Annotated in this window: 21 protein-coding genes; 20 read left to right on the forward strand and 1 reads right to left on the reverse strand. The window is 64.0% G+C overall.

Features of this window, described 5'->3' with window-relative positions; genetic code table 11:
• Positions 1-247 precede the first annotated feature (247 nt).
• The 13 genes from rsmH to murC all read left to right on the forward strand — a co-directional run bounded on the left by rsmH (position 248) and on the right by murC (position 15770).
• Positions 248-1243 carry a 16S rRNA (cytosine(1402)-N(4))-methyltransferase RsmH gene (rsmH, locus tag V1293_RS31810; RefSeq protein ID WP_334515174.1) on the forward strand — a complete coding sequence of 332 codons (996 nt, stop codon included), beginning with the start codon at positions 248-250 and terminating at the stop codon, positions 1241-1243.
• 3 nt (positions 1244-1246) lie between these two features.
• Entirely contained in the window at positions 1247-1639 is a 393-nt protein-coding gene (gene ftsL / locus V1293_RS31815; RefSeq protein ID WP_334515176.1) for a cell division protein FtsL, read from the forward strand.
• On the forward strand, positions 1636-3387 hold the full coding sequence (locus V1293_RS31820) for a peptidoglycan D,D-transpeptidase FtsI family protein (RefSeq protein ID WP_334515178.1): 1752 nt from the start codon (positions 1636-1638) through the stop codon (positions 3385-3387). Before ftsL ends, V1293_RS31820 begins: the two co-directional genes overlap by 4 nt.
• A 47-nt stretch (positions 3388-3434) precedes the next feature.
• On the forward strand, positions 3435-4895 hold the full coding sequence (locus V1293_RS31825) for a UDP-N-acetylmuramoyl-L-alanyl-D-glutamate--2,6-diaminopimelate ligase (RefSeq protein ID WP_334515180.1): 1461 nt from the start codon (positions 3435-3437) through the stop codon (positions 4893-4895).
• Positions 4892-6274 (forward strand): UDP-N-acetylmuramoyl-tripeptide--D-alanyl-D-alanine ligase, encoded by a 1383-nt coding sequence (locus tag V1293_RS31830; RefSeq protein WP_334515182.1) that lies wholly within the window; start codon positions 4892-4894, stop codon positions 6272-6274. The genes V1293_RS31825 and V1293_RS31830 overlap by 4 nt, the downstream gene beginning before the upstream one ends.
• A gap of 182 nt (positions 6275-6456) precedes the next feature.
• Positions 6457-7563, forward strand: a complete 1107-nt coding sequence (gene mraY / locus V1293_RS31835; RefSeq protein ID WP_334515184.1) for a phospho-N-acetylmuramoyl-pentapeptide-transferase — start codon at positions 6457-6459, stop codon at positions 7561-7563.
• A gap of 10 nt (positions 7564-7573) precedes the next feature.
• Positions 7574-8974, forward strand: a complete 1401-nt coding sequence (gene murD, locus V1293_RS31840) for a UDP-N-acetylmuramoyl-L-alanine--D-glutamate ligase (RefSeq protein WP_334515186.1) — start codon at positions 7574-7576, stop codon at positions 8972-8974.
• 3 nt (positions 8975-8977) lie between these two features.
• Entirely contained in the window at positions 8978-9367 is a 390-nt protein-coding gene (locus V1293_RS31845; RefSeq protein WP_334515188.1) for a hypothetical protein, read from the forward strand.
• Positions 9351-10016, forward strand: a complete 666-nt coding sequence (locus V1293_RS31850; protein ID WP_334515190.1) for a nucleotidyl transferase AbiEii/AbiGii toxin family protein — start codon at positions 9351-9353, stop codon at positions 10014-10016. Before V1293_RS31845 ends, V1293_RS31850 begins: the two co-directional genes overlap by 17 nt.
• Positions 10017-10169: 153 nt before the next feature.
• The gene (locus V1293_RS31855; protein WP_334515192.1) at positions 10170-11507 is read left to right on the forward strand and encodes a DUF5107 domain-containing protein; all 1338 of its coding nucleotides are present in this window, start codon (positions 10170-10172) and stop codon (positions 11505-11507) included.
• Between the two features lie 419 nt (positions 11508-11926).
• Positions 11927-13078 carry a putative lipid II flippase FtsW gene (ftsW, locus tag V1293_RS31860; protein ID WP_334515194.1) on the forward strand — a complete coding sequence of 384 codons (1152 nt, stop codon included), beginning with the start codon at positions 11927-11929 and terminating at the stop codon, positions 13076-13078.
• A 47-nt stretch (positions 13079-13125) separates the two neighbouring features.
• Positions 13126-14226, forward strand: a complete 1101-nt coding sequence (gene murG / locus V1293_RS31865) for an undecaprenyldiphospho-muramoylpentapeptide beta-N-acetylglucosaminyltransferase (protein WP_334515196.1) — start codon at positions 13126-13128, stop codon at positions 14224-14226.
• Positions 14227-14366: 140 nt separating this feature from the next.
• A complete protein-coding gene (gene murC / locus V1293_RS31870; protein WP_334515198.1) occupies positions 14367-15770 on the forward strand; it encodes a UDP-N-acetylmuramate--L-alanine ligase in 1404 nt (467 codons plus the stop codon).
• Positions 15771-15826: 56 nt separating this feature from the next.
• Here the strand turns inward: murC and V1293_RS31875 are convergent, their stop codons facing one another.
• Positions 15827-16162 carry a GIY-YIG nuclease family protein gene (locus tag V1293_RS31875; protein ID WP_334515201.1) on the reverse strand — a complete coding sequence of 112 codons (336 nt, stop codon included), beginning with the start codon at positions 16160-16162 and terminating at the stop codon, positions 15827-15829.
• A 20-nt stretch (positions 16163-16182) separates the two neighbouring features.
• Here V1293_RS31875 and murB point away from each other — a divergent pair, with 20 nt between their 5' ends.
• The 7 genes from murB to V1293_RS31915 all read left to right on the forward strand — a co-directional run bounded on the left by murB (position 16183) and on the right by V1293_RS31915 (position 25213).
• A complete protein-coding gene (gene murB, locus V1293_RS31880; RefSeq protein ID WP_334515202.1) occupies positions 16183-17103 on the forward strand; it encodes a UDP-N-acetylmuramate dehydrogenase in 921 nt (306 codons plus the stop codon).
• Positions 17104-17221: 118 nt separating this feature from the next.
• Positions 17222-18214, forward strand: a complete 993-nt coding sequence (locus tag V1293_RS31885) for a D-alanine--D-alanine ligase family protein (RefSeq protein ID WP_334515204.1) — start codon at positions 17222-17224, stop codon at positions 18212-18214.
• A 310-nt stretch (positions 18215-18524) separates the two neighbouring features.
• The gene (locus tag V1293_RS31895; RefSeq protein ID WP_334515206.1) at positions 18525-19511 is read left to right on the forward strand and encodes a cell division protein FtsQ/DivIB; all 987 of its coding nucleotides are present in this window, start codon (positions 18525-18527) and stop codon (positions 19509-19511) included.
• Positions 19508-20827, forward strand: a complete 1320-nt coding sequence (ftsA, locus tag V1293_RS31900; protein ID WP_334515208.1) for a cell division protein FtsA — start codon at positions 19508-19510, stop codon at positions 20825-20827. Before V1293_RS31895 ends, ftsA begins: the two co-directional genes overlap by 4 nt.
• A 90-nt stretch (positions 20828-20917) precedes the next feature.
• A complete protein-coding gene (gene ftsZ, locus V1293_RS31905) occupies positions 20918-22708 on the forward strand; it encodes a cell division protein FtsZ (RefSeq protein ID WP_334515210.1) in 1791 nt (596 codons plus the stop codon).
• Positions 22709-23061: 353 nt separating this feature from the next.
• On the forward strand, positions 23062-24021 hold the full coding sequence (gene lpxC / locus V1293_RS31910) for a UDP-3-O-acyl-N-acetylglucosamine deacetylase (protein WP_334515211.1): 960 nt from the start codon (positions 23062-23064) through the stop codon (positions 24019-24021).
• A 283-nt stretch (positions 24022-24304) separates the two neighbouring features.
• A complete protein-coding gene (locus tag V1293_RS31915; protein WP_334515213.1) occupies positions 24305-25213 on the forward strand; it encodes an outer membrane protein assembly factor BamD in 909 nt (302 codons plus the stop codon).
• Positions 25214-25217 lie beyond the last annotated feature (4 nt).

Here is a 25217-nt window from a genome sequence, read left to right on the forward strand (position 1 = left end):
TTACTAAGTGGTGAAGAGCCGAACCGGGTTGGGGACGGCCGAGGCCCTCTTTCGCGCTCGAAATGCCATGGCAACCCAGCAAATTCCGTCTGGAAATGAGGCGCGAGGCCGGGCGAGAGACGGCAATCGTGCCTGTTCGCGGCTTTTTGGCCGGAAAAGCCCGGCGAAGCGCAGAGATTTGAGGCGCAATGGGCCTGTTCGCGTCCATCTTCCATGTTGCAGGCTGGACCACGCTGGGGGACGGCGCATGAGCCCGGCTGCTCCGCGCCATATCTCGGTGCTCGGCCGCGAGGCGGTCGAGATGCTGGCTCCCAGGGAGGGCGGCATCTATGTCGACGCGACCTTCGGCGCCGGCGGCTACAGCCGCGCGATCCTCGCCGTCGCGGGAACCCGGGTCATCGGCATCGACCGCGACCGGTCTGCGGTTACCGGCGGATTCGATCTGGTCGAGCAGTCGGACGGCCGGCTGACCCTGGTCGAGGACCGATTCTCCAACCTCGCAGACATCTGCACGGCGCAAGGCATTGCAGAAGTGGACGGCGTTGTGATGGACGTCGGCGTTTCCTCGATGCAGCTCGACCAGGCCGAGCGCGGTTTTTCGTTCCGGCTCGGCGGCCCGCTCGACATGCGGATGGGCCATGACGGGCCGACGGCGGCGGACGTCGTTGCCAAGGCCTCCGAAGCCGATCTCGCCAACATCATCTATATTTTCGGCGAGGAGCGCCATTCGCGCGCCGTTGCGCGCGCCATCGTTGCGGCGCGCAAGGAAGCGCCGATCACGACCACGCAAGCGCTGGCCGATATCGTCGGCAAGGTGGTGCGCTCGAAGCCGAACGAGATTCATCCGGCGACGCGCACGTTCCAGGGCTTGCGAATATTCGTCAACGCGGAACTTGACGAGCTGCATCTGGCGCTTTCGGCCGCCGAGCGCGTGCTGAAGCCCGGCGGGCGGCTGGTGGTGGTCTCGTTCCATTCGCTGGAGGACCGCATCGTCAAGGATTTTTTCAACGCGCGCGGCAAGACCGGCGGCGGATCGCGGCACTTGCCCGAGATGGCGCAGGCTGCGCCGAGTTTTCATATCCTGACCAAACGTCCCGTTACCCCCGGCGAAGCCGAAGTGGCCGCCAATCCGCGCGCGCGGTCCGCGAAACTGCGCGCTGCCGAGCGCACCGCTGCGCCGGCGCATGCGGCAGGCCGCCTGCCGGCCTGGCCCGTTCTCGCTGACGTGATGAGGGGAGGCTGACCAATGCGTGTCATCCACTTCCTCGTCATTGGTGTGCTGGTGTTCGCGGCGGCTTACGTCTACCGGATCAAGATGGAATCGACCTCGCGCGTCGAACGCGTGCTGCGGCTGAACGCCGAAATCCGCGAGCAGCGCGACGCCATCGCAGCATTGCGCGCGGAATGGGCCAAGCTCGATGCGCCGCTGCGGCTGCAAGGGCTCGCCGAACGCCATCTCGGCCTGAAGCCGCTCAACGCCACGCAATATGATCAGTTGAAGAATTTGCCGGAGCGGCCGCCGGCCTTTGCAAGGCCCGGTGCGCCCGACCCAATCGGCGCGATGATCAACACCATCGAGGCCGCTACCGATGCGCCGCCCACAACCGGGTCCGTGCCCGCAGCGGGAGATCAGCAATGACCGGCCGGGCGCTCACCAGCATCAGGCGGCCCGCGGAGCCATGGCGGCAGCGGCTGATCCGCAGCCTGCTCTACGGGCGCAACGTCGATCGCGCGGCCAAGGCGCGGGCCCGGGTAGGATTGGCCATCCTGCTGTTCGCGGCGATCTACGCGGTGCTGGCCGGACGTCTGGTGATGTTCGCGGTCGGCGCCGACAGCCACGGCGCGCGCCGCGCCGGCTCGCAGGACGCGATTGCGACCGCGCGGCCCGACATCGTCGACCGCAATGGCGAGGTGCTCGCCACCGACGTCAAGGCGCCGAGCCTGTTCGGTGAGCCCAGGCGCATCATCGACAAGGATGAGGCGATCGAACTCCTGACCGCGGCGCTGCCGGACCTCGATACGGCAGAGGCGCGCACACGCCTGTCGTCGCGCAAGGGTTTTGTGTGGCTGAAGCGCGAGATCGCGCCAAAGCAGCAGCACGACATCCACAAGCTCGGCATTCCCGGCATCGGCTTCCTGCGCGAGAACAAGCGGGTCTATCCGACCGGTGCCGCGGTCGCGCATCTGATCGGGCTCGTCAACATCGACAACCAGGGCATCGCCGGGATGGAGAAGTGGCTGGACAATAACGGTCTGGCCGATCTGCACCGCGCCGGCTTTGCCACCGATCGCCTGCAGAAGCCGGTGGAACTGTCGATCGACCTGCGCGTCGAACATGCGCTGCGCGACGAATTGTTGAAGGCGAAGGAAAAATACAAGGCGAAGGCGGCGTCCGGCCTCGTCTCCAACGTTCGGACCGGCGAGATCGTGGCTCTGGTGTCGCTGCCGGATTTCGATCCCAACAATCCGAAAGAGGCGCACGACCCCGACCGCATCAACCGCCTGACCACGGGCGTGTTCGAAATGGGCTCGACTTTCAAGGCGCTGACGCTGGCGATGGCGCTGGATTCCGGCAAGGCCAACCTGAACACCCTCTATGACGGACGCGGCGCGCTGAAGTTCGGCAAGTTCACCATTCACGACACCCATCCGGTCGGCCGCGCGATCACGCTGTCTGAAGTGTTCACTTTCTCCTCGAACGTCGGCGCGGCCAAGATCGCGCTGACGCAAGGCGTCGAGGCGCACAAGGCGTTCCTGAAGAAGCTCGGCCAGATGGACCGGCTGCGCACCGAACTGCCTGAAAGCGCCTCGCCGATCGTGCCGAAGCGCTGGACCGAACTCAACACCATCACGGCTGCCTTCGGTCATGGTATCGCGGTGGCGCCGCTGCAGGCGGTGATGGGCATCAACGCCTGCATCAATGGCGGCCTCCTGATCCCTCCGACCTTCCTCAAGCGGTCGGAAGAGGAGGCGCGGGCCATCGCCAAGAAGGTGCTCAGGCCCGAAACCTCCGACAAGATGCGCTATCTGATGCGGCTGAACGCCGAGATCGGAACCGCCAAGAAGGCGGACGTGAAGGGCTACTATATCGGCGGCAAGACCGGCACCTCGGAAAAGGTGGTCAACGGGCGCTATTCCAAGAAGCAGGTGCTCAACTCCTTCACCGCGATCATTCCGGCCGATAATCCGCAGTACCAGCTCCTGGTCATGCTGGACGAACCGAAGGCGCTGCCGGAAACCTATGGCTTCATCACCTCGGGCTGGAACGCGGTGCCGACCGGCGGCAAGGTGATTGCCCGCATCGGACCGCTTCTGGGCATTGAGCCGCGCTTCGATCTGCCGCCGTCCGACCGCCTTATTCTTGCGGCATCGAGGACAACCCAGTAAGGCGTATATCACCCGCGCGACGCTGCGCCGGGCCGGACTGGAGCACTATGAAACTTCGCGACCTCTTCAGCGATGACGCTGCGATCGAGCCGCAGGCGGAAGCTGTCGATGTTAAAGGCCTGGCGGTCGACAGCCGGGCGGTGAAGCCGGGCGACCTGTTCTTTGCGCTCGCCGGCAGCAAGACCGATGGTTCTCGCTTTATCGATGCCGCGATCAGCTCGGGCGCGGTTGCGGTAGCAGGAGACCATGCGCCGGCCGGCGGCCTCCGTGTGCCCTTTGTCGTCACGTCAAATCCGCGCCGCGCGCTGGCGCTGGCGGCGGCGCGATTTTATCCGCGCCAGCCCGCGACAACAGCGGCGGTGACCGGGACCAGCGGCAAGACGTCGGTGGCCGCCTTCACGCGCCAGATCTGGGAACGGCTCGGCCACGCCGCGGCCAGTATCGGCACCATCGGGCTCGTTTCGCCGAAGCGCACGGTCTACGGTTCGCTGACGACGCCGGACCCGATCGCGCTTCACAAGCAGGTCGACGAGATCGCAGGCGAGGGCGTCACGCATCTCGCCTTCGAGGCATCCTCGCACGGGCTCGACCAGTTCAGGCTCGATGGCGTGCGTATTGCCGCAGGTGGCTTCACCAACCTTTCGCGCGACCACATGGATTATCATCCCGATGTCGCGCATTACCTCGCCGCCAAGATGCGGCTGTTCCGCGATCTTGTCCCGCCGGGTGGTGCGGCGGTGATCTCGGCCGATCATGAGTGCTCGCCAGAAGTGATCGACGCGGCGCGGGTTCGGGGCTTGCGGATCATCGCCGTCGGCCGCAGTGCGGACGGCGCGGGTGAGGGCATTCGTCTTGTCGAAGCTGCGGTCGAAGGCTTTGCGCAAAAGCTCACGCTCGAACATCGCTGGCGTAAGTATGCGATCAAGTTGCCGCTGGTCGGCGAGTTCCAGATCGAGAACGCGCTGGTTGCCGCCGGGCTCGCGATCGGGACTGGCAGCGAACCGGCGGCGGTGTTCGCGACACTCGAACACCTCGAAGGCGCCAAGGGGCGGCTGGAACGGGTCGGCGAACACAATGGCGCGCCGATCTTTGTCGATTACGCGCACAAGCCGGACGCGCTGGCGAAAGCGCTGCAGGCGCTGCGGCCCTACGCCAAACGCAAGCTCGTCGTCATCTTCGGCGCCGGCGGCGATCGCGACGCCGGCAAGCGCCCGATCATGGGTGCGATTGCGGCCGAGAATGCCGATCACGTCATCGTCACCGACGACAATCCGCGCAGCGAAAATCCGGCCACGATCCGCGCCGCCATTCTGGAGGCGGCGAAAGGCGCCAGCGACATCGGCGATCGCGCGGAAGCGATCAGGGCAGGGATAGCGGCGCTGCAGCCCGGCGATGCGCTCTTGATCGCCGGCAAGGGGCACGAGACCGGCCAGATCGTCGGCGACAAGGTCTTGCCGTTCAGTGATCACGAGGCGGTGACCGCCGCGCTCGCAGCGAGGGTGGCATGAGCACGACGCCATTGTGGACCATTGCCGAAGTCGCGCGCGCGCTCGGGCTGTCGGGCGAGTATCCGGATGCGCCGATTGATTTCGTCACGCAGGATAGCCGGCTGGTGAAACCCGGCTGCCTGTTCGTGGCGCTGAGCGGCACGCCGAGCGGTGGCTTCATCTCCAGCTTCGCCAGCGCGCGCGACGGCTGGGAATTCGCCGACAAGGCGCAAGCCGCCGGCGCGGCCGCGATGATCGTTCCGCATCGGATCGACGGCGTCGGCGTTCCGCAGTTGATCGTCAAGGACACGCTGATCGACGGCTTGTGGAGACTGGCCCGCGCCGCGCGGGCGCGGTTCAAGGGTCCGGTGATCGGCTTGACCGGCAGCGCCGGCAAGACCAGCACCAAGGAATTCCTCGCCGCCTATCCTGCCGCCTATGCCAGCCCGAGCAGTTTTAACAATTTCTGGGGCGTGCCGCTGACGCTGTGCAACGCCAGCCCTGATGCGAGCGTGTGGGTCGTCGAAATGGGCATGAACCAGGCCGGCGAGATCGCGCGGCTCAGCGAATTGACAAAGCCCACCGTGGCGCTGGTCGTGAACGTCCAGCCGGTTCACCTGGAAAAGCTCGGGAGTCTTGAGGCGATCCGGCGCGAGAAGGTGAGCATCGTACAAGGCCTGCCAAAGGACGGCGTGCTGGTGTTGCCTGATGATGTCGCGGCGCCGGAATGGAGCGGCAAGGTCGTCCGCTTCGGTGAGGCCTCCGAGGTGCGGGAACTGAAGCATACACCCGAGGGCGAGAGCTGGAGCGTCGCCACTGATGTGAACGGCATGCACGTCGAATTTGGCCTGACGCCCGGTGCGCCGCACCGGCTGCAGAACGCGCTTGCCGCGCTGGCCTCCATCCACGCCGCCGGGCTTGAGCCTGCGGCGCTGGCCAAAGAGCTCAGCCATGTCGGCATCATGACCGGCCGTGGCGTGGAGCAGGCGGCCCATGGCGTCACCGTGATCGACGACAGTTTCAACGGCAACCCGGCCAGCATGGTGGCCGCGCTCGGCAGCCTGAAGGCGCGGCCGGTGAAGGCCGGCCGGCGCATCGCCATTCTCGGCGACATGCTGGAATTGGGCGCTGACGCGCCCGCCTATCACGAGAAGCTCGGACGCGACCTGCCGGGCATCGACGGCATCTACTGCGTCGGCCCGCTGATGCGCCATTTATACGATCTCGTGCCGGCGGACCGGGCGCTCGGCTGGCATGAAGACCCGGCCACGCTCGATCCCCAACAAATCGCCGCATTGCTCCGGGACGGGGACGTGGTGGTCGTCAAGGGCAGCAAAAAGATGTTCTGGGTGAACAAGTTTGTGCCGAGGCTGCTGGCCGCCTTGCAGGCAAAGGCGTAAACTGGCCGCACCTGACGGCTGTTGTTTCGGCGAGAGGCGATTCGTCAATACCAGGTGCATGACCAAGATTTGCTTGGTTTGCGGATCAAAACGATTATCAAGGCATTCCCGGAACGAAGGCGTTCCCGGAGGGCTTCCCGCCAAAGACGGCGCAACCAAGCCGCGTGATAGGGCCTACCTGAATGTTTTACTGGCTGATCGAGCTTTCCAACACCGTACCCGGTTTTGGCATCTTCCGCGGCTTGTTCAACGTGTTTCGCTACATCACCTTCCGCACCGGCGGGGCGATGGTGACAGGCGCGCTGTTCGTATTCCTGTTCGGGCCCTGGATCATCGATCATTTGCGGCTCCGGCAGGGCAAGGGCCAGCCGATCCGCACCGACGGCCCGCAATCGCATCTGATTTCCAAGAAGGGCACGCCGACGATGGGCGGGCTGATGATCCTGTCCGGTTTGGTGGTGTCGACGCTATTATGGGCGAATCCTCTCAATCCCTATGTCTGGATCGTGCTGGCGGTGACGCTCGGCTTCGGCTTCGTCGGATTTTACGACGACTATCTGAAGGTAACGAAACAGAGCCATAGCGGCTTCGCCGGCAAACTGCGGCTTATGATCGAGGCGGTGATTGCGATCGCCGCCTGCTACGCGCTGGTGCGGCTCGGCCGCGATGCGACCTCGACGTCGCTTGCGATACCCTTCCTGAAGGACGTGGTGATCAATTTCGGCTGGTTCTTCGTGATCTTCGGCGCCTTCGTCATCGTCGGCGCCGGCAACGCGGTGAACCTGACAGATGGTCTCGACGGGCTTGCGATCGTGCCGGTCATGATCGCCGCCGCCAGTTTTGGCATGATCTCGTATCTTACCGGCAACGCGGTCTTCTCGGACTACCTGCAGATCAGATACGTCGCCGGCACCGGTGAACTCGCGGTGCTGTGCGGCGCGGTGCTCGGCGCCGGACTCGGATTCCTCTGGTTCAACGCGCCGCCGGCCTCGATCTTCATGGGCGACACCGGTTCGCTCGCGCTCGGCGGCATGCTCGGCGCGACCGCGGTTGCCGTAAAGCACGAGATCGTGCTGGCCGTGATCGGCGGATTGTTCGTGCTGGAAGCCGTCTCCGTGATCGTGCAGGTCGCCTCGTTCAAGCTGACGGGCAAACGCGTGTTCCGGATGGCGCCGCTGCATCATCATTTCGAGCAGAAGGGCTGGACGGAACCGCAGATCGTGATCCGGTTCTGGATCATCTCGGTGATGCTGGCGCTCGCCGGCCTCTCCACGCTGAAGCTGCGGTGAGCCGCGCGCGATGATCCCCGTCACCTCCTTTGCGGGCAAGACGGTCGCCGTGTTTGGCCTGGGCGGCTCAGGCCTTGCGAGCTGCCACGCGCTGAAGGCCGGCGGCGCGGAAGTGGTCGCAGGCGATGACAGCGCCGACAATGTCGCCAAGGCAGCGCAGGCCGGTTTCACCACCGCCGATCTGCGCATGGTATCGTGGACGAATTTTTCGGCGCTGATCCTCACCCCCGGCGCGCCGCTGACGCATCCGGCGCCGCATTGGTCTGTGCTGATGGCGCGGCAGGCCGGCTGCGAGGTGATCGGCGACATCGAATTGTTCTGCCGCGAGCGTCGTCGCCATGCGCCGGACGCGCCGTTCGTTGCGATCACCGGCACCAATGGCAAGTCGACCACCACCGCCCTCATCGCGCATCTGATGAAGGTCGCCGGCTACGACACCCAGATGGGCGGCAATATCGGCACCGCGATCCTCTCGCTGGAGCCGCCGCGGATGGGGCGGGTGCATGTGGTCGAGATGTCGTCGTACCAGATCGATCTGGCGCCTTCGCTCGATCCGTCCGTCGGCATTCTCCTCAATGTCAGCGAAGACCATATCGACCGCCATGGCACGCTGGAGCATTACGCCGCCGTGAAGGCGCGGCTGGTTGCCGGCGTGCAGCCGAAAGGTACCTCCATCGTCGGCGTCGATGACGGCTGGTGCCGCAACATCGCCGACCGGCTCGATCAATCAGGCAAGCGCGTGGTGCGGATCTCCGTGAGGAACCCGCTGCCCGACGGCGTCTATGTCGAGCGCGAAACCATCGTGCAGGCCTCCGGCGGCGCGCGCCGCGAGATCGCAAGGTTAGGGGGCATCGGTTCGCTGCGCGGCCTGCATAACGCGCAGAACGCGGCATGCGCCTCGGCCTGCGCGCTGGCGATGGGCATCTCGACCGATACGTTGCAGAACGGCCTGCGCAGCTTCCCGGGCCTCGCGCACCGCATGGAGCAGGTCGGCCGTCGCGGCAACGTGCTGTTCGTCAACGACTCCAAGGGCACCAATGCCGACGCCGCCGCGCACGCGCTGTCGTCTTTCGCTGATATTTTCTGGATTGCCGGCGGCAAGCCGAAGCAGGGCGGCATCACCGGCCTGTCAGAATATTTCCCGCGCATCCGCAAAGCCTATCTGATCGGCGAAGCCGCGCAGGAATTTGCCGGCACGCTCGGTGAGCGCGTGCCGCACGAGATTTCGGAGACGCTCGATGTTGCTGTCGCCAATGCCGCGCGCGATGCGGAGGCGTCAGGACTGGTCGATCCGGTGGTGCTGCTGTCACCCGCCTGCGCCTCGTTCGACCAGTACCGCAATTTTGAAATCCGTGGCTCGAAGTTTCGCGATCTGGTGACGGCGCTGCCGGGCGTGAAGCCGGTGGTGTGAGGGTTGAACCGTCCGCTCCGCCTGCGCCTCGACTGGCCTACCTTGGCCGCTCATGCTAAGTTTATGGCCATGGAAACTTCACTGACCCGCCTCCCCAAGGAGTTTTTGTCCGAATTGGAGAGGAAATTTTTCTGGTGGGAGCACGTCGGTTCGCAACCCCGTTCGGAGGCCAGAATTCTGGCCCAGGCGATGAGCATGGCCGGCTTCGAAGAGGTGCGGCAGTTGGAGCAAATGCTTGGCTACGATCGGCTTGCCGAGACCATGCTTCAGGCCGAGCCGGGATGGATTGACGAGCGGTCATGGGAGTTTTGGCGTGGCCGCTTGATGCGGGCCACGGGCCGCTCGATACCCGATGAAGCTCCCATGAGATCGTTCCATGCCGGACCCGTTTGATCCTCGGATCGAAATCCTACCACAGGCCCAGAAGGAGATCTGGCCCCAGCTTGCTCCCGCGCCCGATCTGTCTTTCGTCTTGTATGGAGGCACCGCCGTTGCGCTCCACCTTGGCCATCGCGTCTCGATCGATTTCGATTTCTTCAAGGCCGAGCCGTTGGAGAAAGCGCGGATCGAGGCAAGCTTTCAGTTTGTCCAGAATGCGCGAACTATTCAGGAAGACGAAAATACCCTTGTCGTGGGCGTGTCGATGCCATCCGGCCCGGTCAAGGTATCCTTCTTCGGAGGGCTCGCGCTGGGGCGCATCAATGATCCGCTCCGAACGAGGGATCGGGTGCTTGTGGTTGCGTCGCTCGACGACTTGCTCGCCACCAAGCTGAAGGCGATTTTGGACCGGGCTGAAGCCAAGGATTATCGCGACATCTCGGCGATGTTGTCGGCCGGCGTTTCACTGGAGAGGGCGTTAGGGGCGTTCGCTGTGAACTACCGAAGAGATCCCGCGCTTCCTCTCAAGGCCCTGGGCTTCTTCAAGGACGGTGATTTGCCGTCGCTTCCCAAAGCCGATCAGGATTTGCTTCGGACTGCCCGAGACCGGGTTTCCGACGTGCCTGAGGTGCGGCTTTTGAATGGATTGCTTCCGGTTCGATGAATGCGACGTGGGAGAGCTCCTGCTGACTAGAGAGTGTCGCAAATGGCAAATCATGCTCCCCCACGTAACCTTGTTCGTTTCGCGTCAGCGGTACTCCCAGCGACCTTTGCGCTTCATGCCGTCGCGGGTGCGGCTGCGCCGGTATCCGACGGAGTGTCTCTCCGCGAGTCGACGATTTCGTGGAGCACCGTCAAGTACGCGACCTCTGCGGAGAACGGATTCGTCGGCGGGTCGCTCGACAAGAAGACCATCGTCGATCGCACGTTCAAGACCCACGTGCTCGAGAATCGCTATCTGAAGGTAACGCTCGTCCCCGAATTCGGCGGGCGCATTCTTTCCATCATCTACAAGCCGACCGGCCACGAACAGCTCTATCGCACGGAAGTAGGCGTGCCTTACGGCATGGAGGCCGGCAATTTTTATTACGACTGGCTGATGGTGTATGGCGGCATCTTCCCCACCTTCCCGGATGCCGAGCACGGCCGGACGTGGCTGAAGCCGTGGGATTTCAAGGTGGTGAAGGAGAGCGCCGGCGAAGTGACGGTGTCGATGTCGCTTAAGGATGATTTCGCATATTCCGCGGCACCAAAGCAGTTCCTCAAGGGTTCGACGGGTATCGAAGCGACTTACTATGTCACGCTGAAAGCCGATCGCGCCGCGCTCGATGCGCGCGCGGTGCTGAAAAATCCGCAAGCCCGGACGATCGACTACGAGTACTGGACGTGCACGACGCTCGCGCCGGGATCGGACCCGAATAATCCCAGGACAACCGGCGGCGCCGAAATCATCGCGCCGATCGAGGCCTACAGCACGCCCGCCTGGTCGGCCAATCTGTCCGGCGGCGACGAGAGCGCAGGCACGGGCAGGAGCCGTTTCGAAAAACTGCGCTACTTCAGGAACTGGCCGACGATGGGCATCGCATACGCAGCGCCCGATATGCTGGGCGGGAATTTCTGGGGCGTGATCAACCACGACAACGAAGAAGGGATCATCCGCATCGCCGACAATAAGGTCACGCGGGGTTTGAAGATGTGGACGTGGGGATATCAGTCATTCACGAACGAGACCGACGCACGCAAGGACCCGACCGAAGCGCGGCCCTACGTCGAATTATGGGCGGGCATGTCGGACCAGTTTTTCCACCGCGCCCAGCTTCCCGCGCGGGGCGAAGTGTCTATTCCGGAGACCTACAGCCCGACCGTCGGCATGAGCAACGTGACGGCTGCGAACGAGAATATCCTGATCAATTTCTCGGCCGCCGCATCCGGCGTGAGTCTTCAGTTCTTCAGCATCGAACCGGCCACGCCTTTGCGCGTAACGTTGAAACGCGGCGATGCGATATTGTTCAACGACGCCGTAACAGCCGACCCGAAAAACGGAAATCGCATTTCTGCGACGATTCCCGCCGGCGGCAGCGGCGAACAGGTGCGGCTCACGATCACGACCGCGGAAGGTAAAGAGCTGATGGCGGCCGAGACAAAAATAAAGTGAACTGTTGCCGACCGGAAATCGGGCGTTTCGGTGCCGTTGCGAAACCGATCAGCTCATAAATGCCAATTGATAGGTATCGATTCGTTCCGTCCAAAGAGCTGTCGTCACCCGCGAAGGCGGGTGATCCAGTATTCCAGAGGCGTCAGCGATAGAACCGCAAGGCCGCGGCTTACTGGATACCCGCCTTCGCGGGTATGACGACTATTCGTGAGGAGCCACTACGCGGTCATAAATGATAATGGTCTTATTAACGCTTTCTCGACGCTGGACCGTTTCTCAACCAAACTTGATGGATATCGCTTCGTTCCACCCATCCTACGCCGCATCGGTTGATCCCTCAAAAGTTACCCATCTCATTAACTCCCCATAAACCATCCTGCTCCACCAATGGGCGTTATCTCTGCCATTTGGGGACGCCCATGCTCCACCGTGACCAACGCACGCCGTTTTCGGACTGGTGGTGGACCGTGGATAAGCTGCTGCTCGGCGCGATCATGGCGCTGATGCTGGGCGGCGTCATCCTGTCGCTGGCGGCGAGTCCGCCGGTGGCGACGCGGATCGGGCTCGATCCCTTCCATTTCTTCGGCCGGCATGTGCTGTTCCTGCTGCCGTCCTTGCTGGTGCTGATCGGGGTGTCGTTCCTGTCGCCGAAGCAGATCCGCCGTCTCGCGCTGCTGGTGTTCGTGGTGAGCATTCTCTTGATCGTGGCGACGCTTGTCTTCGGGCCCGAGGTGAAGGGATCGCGGCGCTGGATCACGCTGCTTGGCGTCAACATCCAGGCTTCCGAATCCGCAAAACCCGCTTTCGTCGTGATGGCGGCGTGGCTGTTTGCGGAATCGACCAAGCGGCCGGAAATGCCGGCAACGTCGATGGCGATCGTGCTGCTGCTGACGCTGGTGTCGCTGCTGGTAATGGAACCGGATTTCGGCCAGACCATGCTGATCCTGATGGTGTGGGGCGCGCTGTTCTTCATCGCAGGGATGCGGATGATCTGGGTGGCCGGCCTTGCCGGCGCCGCGGGCCTCGGATTGTTCGGCGCCTATCTTCTGGTCCCGCACGTCGCGGGCCGTATCAGGCGCTTCATGAACCCGGCCTCCGGCGATACGTTCCAGGTCGATATGGCGATGGAGGCGTTCTGGAACGGCGGCTGGTTCGGGCTTGGGCCCGGCGAGGGCATTGCCAAACGCAGCCTGCCGGACAGCCATACCGACTTCGTGTTCGCGGTGGCCGCCGAAGAGTTCGGCATCATCCTGTGCCTGGCGCTGGTGGCGCTGTTCGCCTTCGTCGTGATTCGCACGCTGACGCGCGCCTATTCGAGCGAGGACATGTTCGCGCGCTTTGCGGCGTCGGGGCTTGCGATCCTGTTCGGTGTGCAGGCCGCGATCAACATGGCGGTCAATCTGCAACTGATTCCCGCCAAGGGCATGACGCTGCCCTTCATCTCCTATGGCGGCTCGTCGATCATCTCGCTGGCCTATGGCGTCGGCATGATGCTGGCGCTGACACGGCAGCGTCCGCGCACCGAGGTGGAATCGATGAACGCGGCCGGAGTGGCGCGCGGTTACGCTTGACCGCACGGACGTGGTGACGGCGGCTCCGTCGTGGGCTATTTGAAGCCATGGACAACGCACCTCTCATTCTACTCGCTGCCGGCGGCACCGGCGGTCATCTGTTTCCCGCCGAAGCGCTGGGCGTCGAGCTCATCAAACGCGGCCTGCGCGTGCGATTGGCGACCGATGCTCGCGCCCTGCGCTACAGCGGACTTTTCACCAGGGAAAATATCGACGTGGTGCCGAGCGAGACCGTGCGCGGCCGCTCGCTGCTGGCGCTGGCGCGCACCGTCTACACGCTTGGTTACGGCACGCTGGTGGCTGCCAGGTTGGAGCGGCGGCTAAAACCTGCCGCCGTGGTCGGCTTCGGTGGCTATCCGACGGTGCCGCCGCTGATAGCAGCAAGGCTGCTCGGCGTGCCCGGCATCATTCACGACGCCAACGCCGTGCTCGGCCGCGCCAACCGCTTTCTCTCCCGCCGCGTCAACGCCATTGCCACCTCGCTGCCGGGCGTGCTCGATCGCGATCCCGATCTCGCCGGCAAGACGGTGACCGTCGGCACGCCGATGCGGCCCGCGATCCTCACGGCCGCCGCTGTGCCGTTTGCGTCTCCCGAACCGAACGGGCCGCTCCGCCTGCTGGTGGTCGGCGGCAGCCAGGGCGCGCGGGTCATGAGCGATATCGTGCCGGGCGCAATCGAAAAGCTGGAGCCAATGCTGTGGAGCCGCCTGATTCTCACTCAGCAGGTGCGCAAGGAAGATATGGGGCGGGTGCGTGCGATCTATGAGCGGCGCAGGATCAATGCCGAACTCGCGCCGTTCTTTTCCGACCTGCCGGCGCGGCTGGCGTCGAGCCACCTCGTGATCTCGCGCTCCGGCGCCGGCACGGTGGCGGAACTCGCCGCGATCGGCCGGCCCTCGATTCTGGTGCCGCTGCCCGGCGCGATCGACCAGGACCAGTTCGCCAATGCCGGCGTGCTGGCCCAGGTGGATGGCGCTTTACGGATTCCGCAAGGAGAATTCACGCCCGACCGGCTGGCCGCCGAAATCTCCGCTTTCGCCGCCGAACCGGCGCGGCTGACCGCGATGGCATCAGCCGCCCGCAGCGTCGGCAGGCTGGATGCCGCCGAACGGTTAGCCGATCTGGTGATGAAAACCGCCGGAATCTAGGCCGTTGCGTACAAAATTGCCCCTTGTCATGCCCCGCGAAAGCGGGGCATCCAGTACTCCGCGGCGCCTGATTTGAGCCTCAGCTTCGCGGAATACTGGATCGCCCGCCTTCGCGGGCGATGACGGCCAAGGACATATCCATGAGACTGCCGCGCGAGATCGGACCCATTCACTTCGTCGGGATCGGCGGCATCGGCATGAGCGGCATCGCCGAGGTGTTGGTCAATCTCGGCTATACCGTGCAGGGCTCCGACGCCTCCGAGAGCGGCAATGTCGCGCGGCTGCGGGAGAAGGGCGTCAAGGTCTCGGTCGGCCACAAGGCCGAGAATGTCGACGGCGCCGACGTGGTCGTGGTCTCGACCGCGATCAAGCGTGACAATCCCGAATTGATGGCGGCCCGCGCCCAGCGCATTCCGGTGGTGCGCCGGGCCGAAATGCTGGCCGAGCTGATGCGGCTGAAAAGCTGCGTCGCGATTGCCGGCACTCATGGCAAGACCACGACGACGACGATGGTGGCGACGCTGCTCGATGCCGGCGGCCTCGATCCGACCGTGATCAACGGCGGTATCATCAATGCCTACGGCTCCAACGCGCGGCTGGGCGCCGGTGACTGGATGGTGGTCGAAGCCGATGAGAGCGACGGCACGTTCCTGAAGCTGCCGTCCGATGTCGTGATCGTCACCAATATCGATCCCGAACATCTCGATCACTTCAAGACTTTCGAGGCGATCCAGGACGCGTTCCGCAATTTCGTCGAGAACGTGCCGTTCTACGGCTTTGCCGTGATGTGCACCGATCATCCCGTGGTGCAGAGCCTCGTCGGCAAGATCGAGGATCGCCGCATCATCACCTACGGTGAAAACCCGCAGGCCGACGCGCGGCTGGTCGACCTGACGCCGACCGGCGGCGGCTCGACATTCAAGGTCGTGTTCCGCAACCGCAAGACCGACGCCACGCACGAGATATCGGACCTCATGCTGCCGATGCCCGGACGGCATAACGCCTCGAATGCGACGGCGGCGATCGCGTTGGCGCACGAGCTCGGCATGTCCGACGAGGCGATCCGCAAGGCGATCGCAGGTTTTGGCGGCGTCAAGCGGCGCTTCACCCGGACCGGGGAGTGGAACGGCGTCACCGTGATCGACGATTACGGCCATCACCCCGTTGAGATCGCGGCCGTCCTTAAAGCGGCGCGTGAATCCACCAACGGCAAGGTCATCGGCGTAGTTCAGCCGCACCGCTTCACCCGCCTGCAATCGCTGTTTGAGGAGTTCTGCACCTGCTTCAACGATGCCGATGCGGTCGTGGTCGCTGAGGTCTATCCGGCCGGCGAGGCGCCGATCGAGGGCATCGACCGCGATCATTTTGTCACAGGCCTGCGCGCCCACGGGCATCGCGAGGTGATCCCGCTGCCGAACGCGGGCGAACTCGCCAAGGTGGTTCACGGCCTCGCCGGTCCCGGCGACCTCGTCGTCTGCCTGGGCGCCGGCAACATCACGCAATGGGCCTACGCGCTGCCGGGCGAATTGAAGGCGTTGGGGTGATGGGCGCGCCGTCTCCAACTTCGTCATGGCCGGGCTTGTCCCGGCCATCCACGTCTTTACTTCGTAATTTCGTCGAAGAGATCGTCCCAATCCGGGTTCATCGCGACGATCTTCCAGACCTTCCACGCGCGCGACCAATGCTTGATATTGTGTTCGCGCTGGATAGCGTCACGAATGTCGTCGAATTGTTCAAAATAGACCAACCGTTTCAATCCGTACCGCCTGGTAAAGCCGTCGACGAATCCGGAACGATGTTCGAATACTCGGCGGACAAGATCGCTTGTTACGCCGACATACAGGATGCCGTTCGGACGATTGGTCAGAATATAGATGTATCCACCTGCCACGCCGAGATACTGCAAGACGTGGATGGCCGGGACAAGCCCGGCCATGACGAGTTGAGAGAGTTTTCGTGACCTATCCCGACATCACACCCGATCTCAAATCCGCGATGCCGGAGCTGCGCGGGCGGTTGCTGGCGAACCAGTCGCTGGCGGAGCTGACGTGGTTTCGCGTCGGCGGGCCGGCGCAGGTGCTGTTTACGCCGGCGGATGAAGACGATCTCGCGTACTTCCTGAAGCTGCTCCCGAACGAGTTGCCGGTCTATGTCGTCGGCGTCGGCTCCAACCTGATTGTGCGCGACGGTGGCATGGCGGGGGTAGTGATCCGCCTGTCGCCGCGGGCGTTCGGCGAGACGTCCGCTTCAGGCGATACCGTCAACGCAGGCACGGCCGCGCTCGACAAGCGCGTGGCAGAGACCGCGGTAGCCGCCAATATCGGCGGCATGGAATTCTTCTTCGGTATCCCCGGCACCATCGGCGGCGCGCTGCGGATGAATGCCGGCGCCAATGGCAGCGAAACCAAGGACGTTCTGATCGAGGCCACCGGCATCGGTCGCGACGGCGCCAGGCATGTCTTCAGCAATGCCGATATGAAGTTCGTCTATCGCAACAGCGGCGTCGACGCTTCAGTCATTTTCACCTCCGCGCGTTTTCGCGGCGCCGTCACGGACGCTGAAGCCATTCGCGCGCGGATGAACGAGGTGCAGACCCATCGCGAAACCGCTCAGCCGATTCGCGAAAAGACTGGAGGATCGACCTTCAAGAATCCACCCGGCAACAGCGCCTGGAAACTGATCGATGCCGCCGGCTGCCGGGGCCTTCGTGTCGGCGGGGCGCAGGTGTCGGAAATGCACTGCAATTTCCTCATCAATACCGGTAACGCCACCGGGCATGATATTGAAACGTTGGGTGAAACCGTGCGCGAGCGGGTTAAGGCGAATTCCGGAATCGAGCTACACTGGGAAATCAAGCGGATCGGGATTCCATCGTAATTGTCATTCCGGGGCGCGCGAAGCGCGAACCCGGAATCTCGAGATTCCCCGGTGTGCAATTGCACACCTGAGGTCTGCTCCTTCGGAGCATCCCGGAATGACGGATAGGTAGAGGCTGATGCGGATTACCATTCTCTTTGGCGGCACTAACACGGAGCGGCTGGTCTCGGTCGCGAGCGGCCAGGCGCTGCATCGGGCGTTGCCGGAAGCCGATCTCTGGTTCTGGGATGTTGCCGATACCGTGCATGAGGTCGCCTCGCAGCAACTGCTCGGGCACGCGCGTCCATTCGAGGATGAATTCAAACCCGGCAACCGCGGCCTGTCCCTCGAAGCGGCGCTCGACAAGGCCAGGGCTGAGGATCGCGTGCTGGTGCTCGGCCTGCATGGCGGCCGGGCCGAGAACGGCGAGTTGCAGGCGATGTGCGAACTGCGCGGGATTCCCTTCACCGGCTCCGGCTCGGCGTCGTCCAATCTCGCCCTGGACAAGGTGGCGGCCAAACGATTCGTGGCGATTGCGGGCGTCGCGGCACCGGCCGGTGTCGCCCTGGAAAACCTCGACGCGGCGTTTGCCGAATACGGCAGGCTGATCGCAAAGCCGGCGCGGGATGGATCGAGCTATGGCCTGATCTTCGTCAATGCGAAGCAGGATCTCGTCGCCGTACGCAACGCCGCAAAAACAGAGGAATATCTGATCGAGCCGTTCATCTCGGGCGTGGAAGCGACCTGCGGCGTGCTGGAGCAGTCGGACGGCTCGATGTTTTCGCTGCCGCCGATCGAGATCGTGCCCGCGGATGGCGCGTTCGATTACGCGGCGAAATACCTGCTGAAATCGACCCAGGAGATCTGCCCTGGGCGTTTTTCGCCCGAGATCACAGCCGCGCTCATGGACCAGGCGCTGCGAGCGCACAAAGCGTTGTCCTGCAGCGGCTATTCCCGGACCGACTTCATCGTCTCGGCGAAGGGGCTGGTTTATCTGGAAACCAACACGCTGCCGGGCCTGACCGCCGCATCGCTCTACCCGAAGGCGCTGAAGGCGCAGGGGATCGAATTTGCGGATTTTCTGCGTGATCAGATCGCGCTGGCCGAACGGCGGAACCGGGAACGGGTTTGACCGGCCGGACAAGCGATTAACAGGCCGTTAACCCGGAACTAACCTCGCCACGAGAATTGTTGCTAAAATCCTAAGAATTGTCCGGCAAACCACTCAAAAGACGCGCCAAAGCGCGTCCGCAGCGCCGCGAATTTACACTTTGTTTACCAGGAAGTCCGAAGGTTAACGCTGGCGGCGCATGTTGCGCTTGGCTCCGGGGCGTGCGCTGTTCCGACTTCAGATCAGCACCAAGTCCGGCAAGACCGAGGCGTCATATGGGCCGGAACCCGCGAAAATGCTTGCGGGAACAACACTTGGACAGGCTCGTGCAATGGATGGTGCAGGACGCCTCGCTCGGTCGCTGAGATCGCTGGGGCCCCAAGCTGACCTGAAGGCGGCCGCTATTGGAGCGGCCGTGCTGCTGCGCGAGCGGCTGGGCCTTCGTGCCCGCGTCCCGGCCAGGTCCGTGATCGATCGCGCGCCGCCGAATCGCCTGGTCCTTCTGGTCGAACGTTACCTTCCGAACCGCGCAGGCGTCGCCTTGACCGTGCTGATGCTGCTCGGCAGCGCAGGCTTGGGCATCGTCAAGGGCGGCCATGTCGACGACTTCATGGTGGCGCTCAGCGATACCCGTAATGCGCTCGCCAATTCCGCCGGGTTCCGCATCACCACCGTTGCCATCAACGGCCGCAAGCACTTGAGCCAGGACGAGGTGCTCGCGATCGGCGGCGTCAATGGCCGCTCCTCGCTGCTGTTCCTCGACGCCGCCACCGTGCGCGACAAGCTCAAGGCCAATCCCTGGATATCGGACGCGACCATCCTGAAACTCTATCCCGGCCAGTTGCAGATCGACATCGTCGAGCGCACGGCGTTCGCGCTGTGGCAGCAGGACGGCCGGCTGTCCGTGATATCGGAGGATGGCGCGGTGCTGGAGCCCAACGTGTCGCGCCGCTTCGTGACATTGCCGCTGGTGGTGGGCAAGGGCGCCGACGTCAGGGCCCGTGATTTCCTCGCCCTTCTGGACCGCTATCCGCAGGTTCGTATCGCGACCAAGGCTGCGATCCTGGTTGGCGAACGGCGCTGGAATCTGCGGCTGAAGGACGGCCTCGACATTCGTCTGCCGGAGAACGACGTCGGCAATGCGCTTGCCGTGCTGAGCAAGCTCGACAAGGAGGACCGGCTGTTCTCGCGCGACATCGTCGCCGTCGACATGCGCTTGCCGGACCGGTTGACGGTGCAATTGTCTGATGATGCGGCCAAGGCCCGCGAAGAACTGTTCAAGGACAAGAAGACCAAGAAGAAGGCCGGTGACGCATGACCGGCCTCGATCGCAACCAGACCCCGAAGACGCGTCCCGTCGACCACAAGCGCACGGCGCTGGTGGCGTCGCTCGACGTCGGCACCAGCAAGATCGCCTGCATGATCGCGCGGCTGAAGCCGTCGCCGCCGAGCGAGGCGCTGCGCGGCCGCACCCATGCGGTGGAATTGATCGGCTACAGCCAGATCCAGTCGCGCGGCGTCAAGGCAGGCGCCGTGGTCGATCTCGCCGAATGCGAGCAGGCGGTGCGGCAGGCCGTGGCGCTGGCCGAGCGCATGGCCAAGGTCCGAGTTGAGTCAGTATTGCTGTCGGTTTCCGGCGGCCGGCTGCAAGGCGCCCTGGTCGAGGCCGCCGCCGATATCAGAGGCGGCGCCGTTACCGCCGATGACGTCACCCGGGTGACCTCCACCGGCATGCGCCACGCCACCGGCGAGGGCCGCACCGTGCTCCACGCGCTGCCGGTCGGCTACGCGCTCGATGGCGTCAAGGGCATCCGCGACCCCCGCGGCATGGTGGCCCGGCAATTCGGCGTCGACATGAACGTCGTGACGGCAGATGCAACCGTTGCCCGCAATTTGATGCTGGTGGTCGAACGCTGCCACCTCAATGTCGAGGCCATGGCGGCGAGTCCTTATGTCGCAGGCCTTTCCGTGTTGACCGACGACGAGGCCGATCTCGGCGCCGCCGTGATCGAAATGGGGGCCGGATCGACCACGATTGCGACCTATTCTGCCGGCCGCTTCGTGCACGCCTCGGGTTTTGCGCTCGGCGGCCAGCACGTGACCATGGATCTTGCACGCGGCGTCGGCGCATGCATTGCGGATGCCGAGCGAATCAAGACTTTATACGGGACCGTGCTGACCGGCGGGTCCGACGCGCGCGAGTTGATGTCTGTTCCGACTGCAGGCGAGGAACACGATGCGCCGCAGATCGTCTCGCGCGCCACGATCGCGAACATCGTCCGGCATCGCGCCGAGGAGATTTTTGAAATGGTCCGGGACCGGCTCGCGGATTCCCCCTTTGCGGCAGAGCCGCGGGCGCGGGTTGTCTTGAGCGGCGGGGCGTCCCAGCTCACCGGCACCGTCGAACTCGCCACCCGCATTCTCAACCGGCCGGTCCGGATCGGCCGGCCGCTCGGATTCGGCCGGCTGCCCAACGAGGCCAAGAGCGCCTCGTTCGCGGTGCCCGCAGGCCTCCTGGTCTATCCGCAATACGCTCATCTGGAACACGTAGAACCGCGGCATACGCGGCAGCTCAGGACAGGGACTGACGGCTATTTCGGAAAGGTCGGACGATGGCTTCGCGAGGGCTTCTGATGACCGGTCCAGTAACCAAACGATTTTCACCAAATCCCGCGGCCGCCGGCCGGGGCGAACCAAAGCGCGCGTCGTAATCGAGAGGCAACCATGGCACTCAATCTGACCCCCCCTGACATCAGCGAGCTGAAACCGCGGATTACCGTCTTCGGCGTCGGTGGAGCAGGCGGCAATGCCGTCAATAACATGATCACTGCCGGGTTGCAGGGCGTCGATTTCGTCGTCGCCAACACCGACGCGCAGGCGCTGACCATGTCGAAGGCGCAGCGCATCGTGCAGATGGGCACCCAGGTGACGCAGGGCCTCGGCGCGGGGTCCCAGCCTGATGTCGGCGCGGCGGCGGCGCAGGAGGTCATCGACGAGCTTCGCGACCATCTCTCGGGCGCCAACATGGTGTTCGTCACCGCCGGCATGGGCGGCGGCACCGGCACCGGCGCAGCCCCCGTCATCGCCAAGACCGCGCGCGAAATGGGCATCCTCACCGTCGGCGTCGTGACCAAGCCGTTCCACTTCGAAGGCATGCGCCGCATGCGCACCGCCGAGTCCGGCATCGCCGAACTGCACAAGGTGGTCGACACGCTCTTGATCATCCCGAACCAGAACCTGTTCCGGGTCGCCAACGAAAAGACCACCTTCGCCGACGCCTTCGCGATGGCCGACCAGGTGCTCTATTCGGGCGTTGCCTGCATCACCGACCTGATGGTCAAGGAAGGCCTGATCAACCTCGACTTCGCCGACGTAAGGGCGGTGATGAAGGAGATGGGCAAGGCGATGATGGGCACCGGCGAAGCCACCGGCGAGAAGCGGGCGCTGACCGCGGCCGAAGCTGCGATCGCCAACCCGCTGATCGACGACTCGTCGATGAAGGGCGCGCGCGGCCTGTTGATCTCGATCACCGGCGGCAAGGACCTCACGCTGTTCGAAGTCGACGAAGCTGCCACCCGGATTCGCGAGGAAGTGGATCAGGACGCCAACATCATCGTCGGCGCCACCTTCGACGAAACGCTCGACGGCATCATCCGCGTCTCCGTCGTTGCCACCGGCATCGAGCAGGCGCAGATCGCGCGCAATGCCGCTGCCGCCCCGGCGGTCGCGACCACTGCCACCGCCGCGGCCGCCACGTCTTCGCCCGACAACCGTCTGGCCGAACTGACCGCTCGCCTTCGCGCCGACAATGCGCGGCTGGCCGAACGCGCCCAGAAGGTCGAGCCGCAGGCGGCTCCCGCGCAGGCCACTGCCGCCGCGCCGGCGCAACGTTCGTCCAGCAATGTCGAGCGTGCGGCGCTCGCCGCGATCGCAGCTGCGGTTGAGACGCCGCAGCAGGCTCCGATCCAGCCGGCGTCCTATGGCGACGTCACGGTCCGCCCGATCGCGCAGAAGCCGACCCTGTTCCCGGATCATAACGAGGCCGCCGGCGCCGAGCCCGACCAGCCTGCGACACCCGAGACCTTCATCCCGCAGGCGGCCGAACGTGCGCCGGCCCGCTCGCCGCGGATGCCGAAATTCGAGGATCTCCCGATGCCGGCGCAGGCCGAAATCCGGCAGGCCCGCGGCGAGGCCGAGGAAGAGCACCCGCAGAAGTCCAAGCTCTCGCTCTTGCAGCGGCTCGCCAATGTCGGCCTCGGCCGCCGCGACGAAGAGACCGAGCCGCCGATCGCGGCCCGCGCCTCCGGTCCTGCGATGGCGCCGCTGCCCGATCGAAAGCCGCAGCGTACCGTCGCCCAGCAAATGGCGGCGAATCACGAGCCGGTATCGGAGTACGCAAAACGCCCGGCGCCGCAAGGTTTGGACGTCCATGGCCGCCCGGCACCTGTTGCCCCGACGCCACAGGGCGACGATCATCTTGATATCCCGGCCTTCCTCCGACGCCAGGCCAACTGAGGTTTTGTAACATTTGAGACGAGCCAAGGGGCCCCGGCTGACCCAGCCGGGGCCCCTCTCTTTGGTTGGGTGCCGAGGCGCGGTTGTCCGTCCAACCAACTGATTTTGAATGATTAATTACTCATTCCGTGATCAGCTATTGCAGCTGAAACGGCCTTCGGCCGTGCCGGAATTTGGTTAACCCTTGGCGCGATTGCGGCAGAGATAGGGTAACAATCCGTAAAGAAGCGTGAGTTGGCGCGCTTTGGGAAATGATTATGGTCTGCCGTGACTTGGGGATGCCTAGAACGCGAATCGCCATCTACGCGCGGTTCCCGTCTTTGGGTTAAGTCAGGGTAGTGGGCAGTTAATCGATGAAATTCAGCCGGCAAACCACGCTTCGGTCGCAAGCCACCGTAACGGGCGTTGGCGTTCATTCCGGTTTACCTGTCAGCCTCACGCTTGGCCCTGCTCCTGTGGATGCGGGTTTTATTTTTGTCCGCACCGGCCTTGATGAGGCCGACCGCGAAGTTCCCGCACTCGCAGAATCGGTTACCGCCACCGATCTCGCGACCGTTCTCGGCGACCGCGAAGGCCCGCTGGTTTCCACTGCGGAACATGTGCTCGCTGCCTTGCGCGGCATGGGCGTCGACAACGCCATCATCGAAGTCGACGGCCCCGAAGTTCCGATCATGGACGGCAGCGCGGCGGCCTTCGTTGCCGCCATCGATCAGGCCGGCATTGTCACCCAGTCGGCCTCCCGCCGCTTCATTCAGATCTTGAAGCCGGTGCAGGTCGCAATCGGCGACAGCTTCGGCGAGCTGCGCCCGCATGCAGGTGGGTTCCGCGTCGAGGTCGAGATCGACTTCGCCAATCCGGTGATCGGCCGTCAGAATTTCTCGCTCGATCTCAACCCCGAAAGCTTCCGCCGCGAGGTTTCCCGCGCCCGGACTTTTGGCTTCATGAATGACGTGGCGCGGCTCTGGAGCGCCGGTTTTGCGCGCGGCGCCTCGTTTGAGAATACCGTAGTGCTCGACGACGCCCGTCTGCTCAACACCGAAGGGCTGCGCTTCAGTGACGAATGCGCCCGCCACAAGGCGCTGGACGCGGTTGGTGATCTTACCCTGGCCGGCTTGCCGCTGCTCGGCGCCTATCGCTCGGTGCGTGGCGGCCACAAGCTGAACCACGCCGTGCTGACGGCTCTGCTGGCCGATCGCAGCGCCTGGCGGGTGGTCGAGGCTGAACCGGCACGCCGTCCCCGCGGCTATGCCGAGGCCGGCGCGGGCATGGTGGGTGGCTTGATCGCCCCGGCCTATGGTCCGGATATTTCCTGATCTGACCGCGGCTGCAAAAGGCCGGGCTTTTCGCGCTGTAGAGGCGCGTTTTCCGTAGTAACCACAATTGGTAACGCCGCCGTTCAGCCGCCTTAATCCGGGCGAATTGGCTGCGTATTCGGTTGGTCGAGGACCATTTTTCGGCTACAGAGGCCCGCGGTTGCACGAGAAGCGCCACGGGCTCATGAAGAGTTGGCACGGGGAATATGGCATCCATGACCGCGGTTCGTGGACGGGCGGGCTCAGTCATCAACCGCATCAAAGGCGTCAGGTCACAGATTCCATGTCGGCACAGCGTATGACGCTTGAATCACGCAAATCACTTAGGCTTTTCAGCCTCGCCGGGGCCGGACGCTCGCTGCGGCTGGCGGCGGGCCTGATTGCGCTCGCCATTCCCTTGAGCGGGTGCGGCACCGGCGCGCTCTGGGACAAGTTCACCGCCAAGGACGACACCTTCAACGAGGAACCCGCGGACAAGCTCTACAATGAGGGCTTGTACCTGATGAACCAGCGCAAGGATAACAAGGCGGCCTCGAAGAAGTTCGAGGAAGTCGATCGCCAGCATCCTTATTCCGACTGGGCGCGCAAATCGCTGCTGATGTCGGCCTATTCCTTCTACAATCAGGGCGACTATGACAGCTGCATCGGCGCTGCGACCCGTTACGTCACGCTGCATCCCGGCAGTGCCGATGCGGCTTACGCGCAATATCTGATCGCGGCCTCGCATTACGACCAGATCCCGGACATCTCCCGCGACCAGGGCCGCACCGAAAAGGCGATCGCGGCGCTGGAAGAGGTGATTCGCAAATATCCGACCTCGGAATATGCCAACTCCGCCAAGGCCAAGCTCGAAGGCGCGCGCGACCAGCTTGCCGGCAAGGAAATGGACGTCGGCCGCTATTATTTGGATAAGCGCGACTTCACTCCGGCGATCAACCGTTTCAAGACCGTGGTCACGCGCTATCAGACCACCCGCCACGTCGAGGAAGCGCTCTACCGCCTCACCGAGGCCTATATGGCGATCGGCATCGTCGGCGAGGCGCAGACGGCGGCGGCCGTACTTGGGCACAACTTTCCTGACAGCAAGTGGTACAAGGACGCCTATAATCTTGTAAAGTCCGGCGGTCTCGAGCCGAGCGAGAACAAGGGTTCCTATATTTCCAGGGCCTTCAAGAAATTGGGTCTCGGCTAGGAAT

Origin of the sequence: Bradyrhizobium sp. AZCC 1693 (assembly GCF_036924745.1) — a bacterium.
In the GTDB taxonomy this organism is placed as follows: domain Bacteria; phylum Pseudomonadota; class Alphaproteobacteria; order Rhizobiales; family Xanthobacteraceae; genus Bradyrhizobium.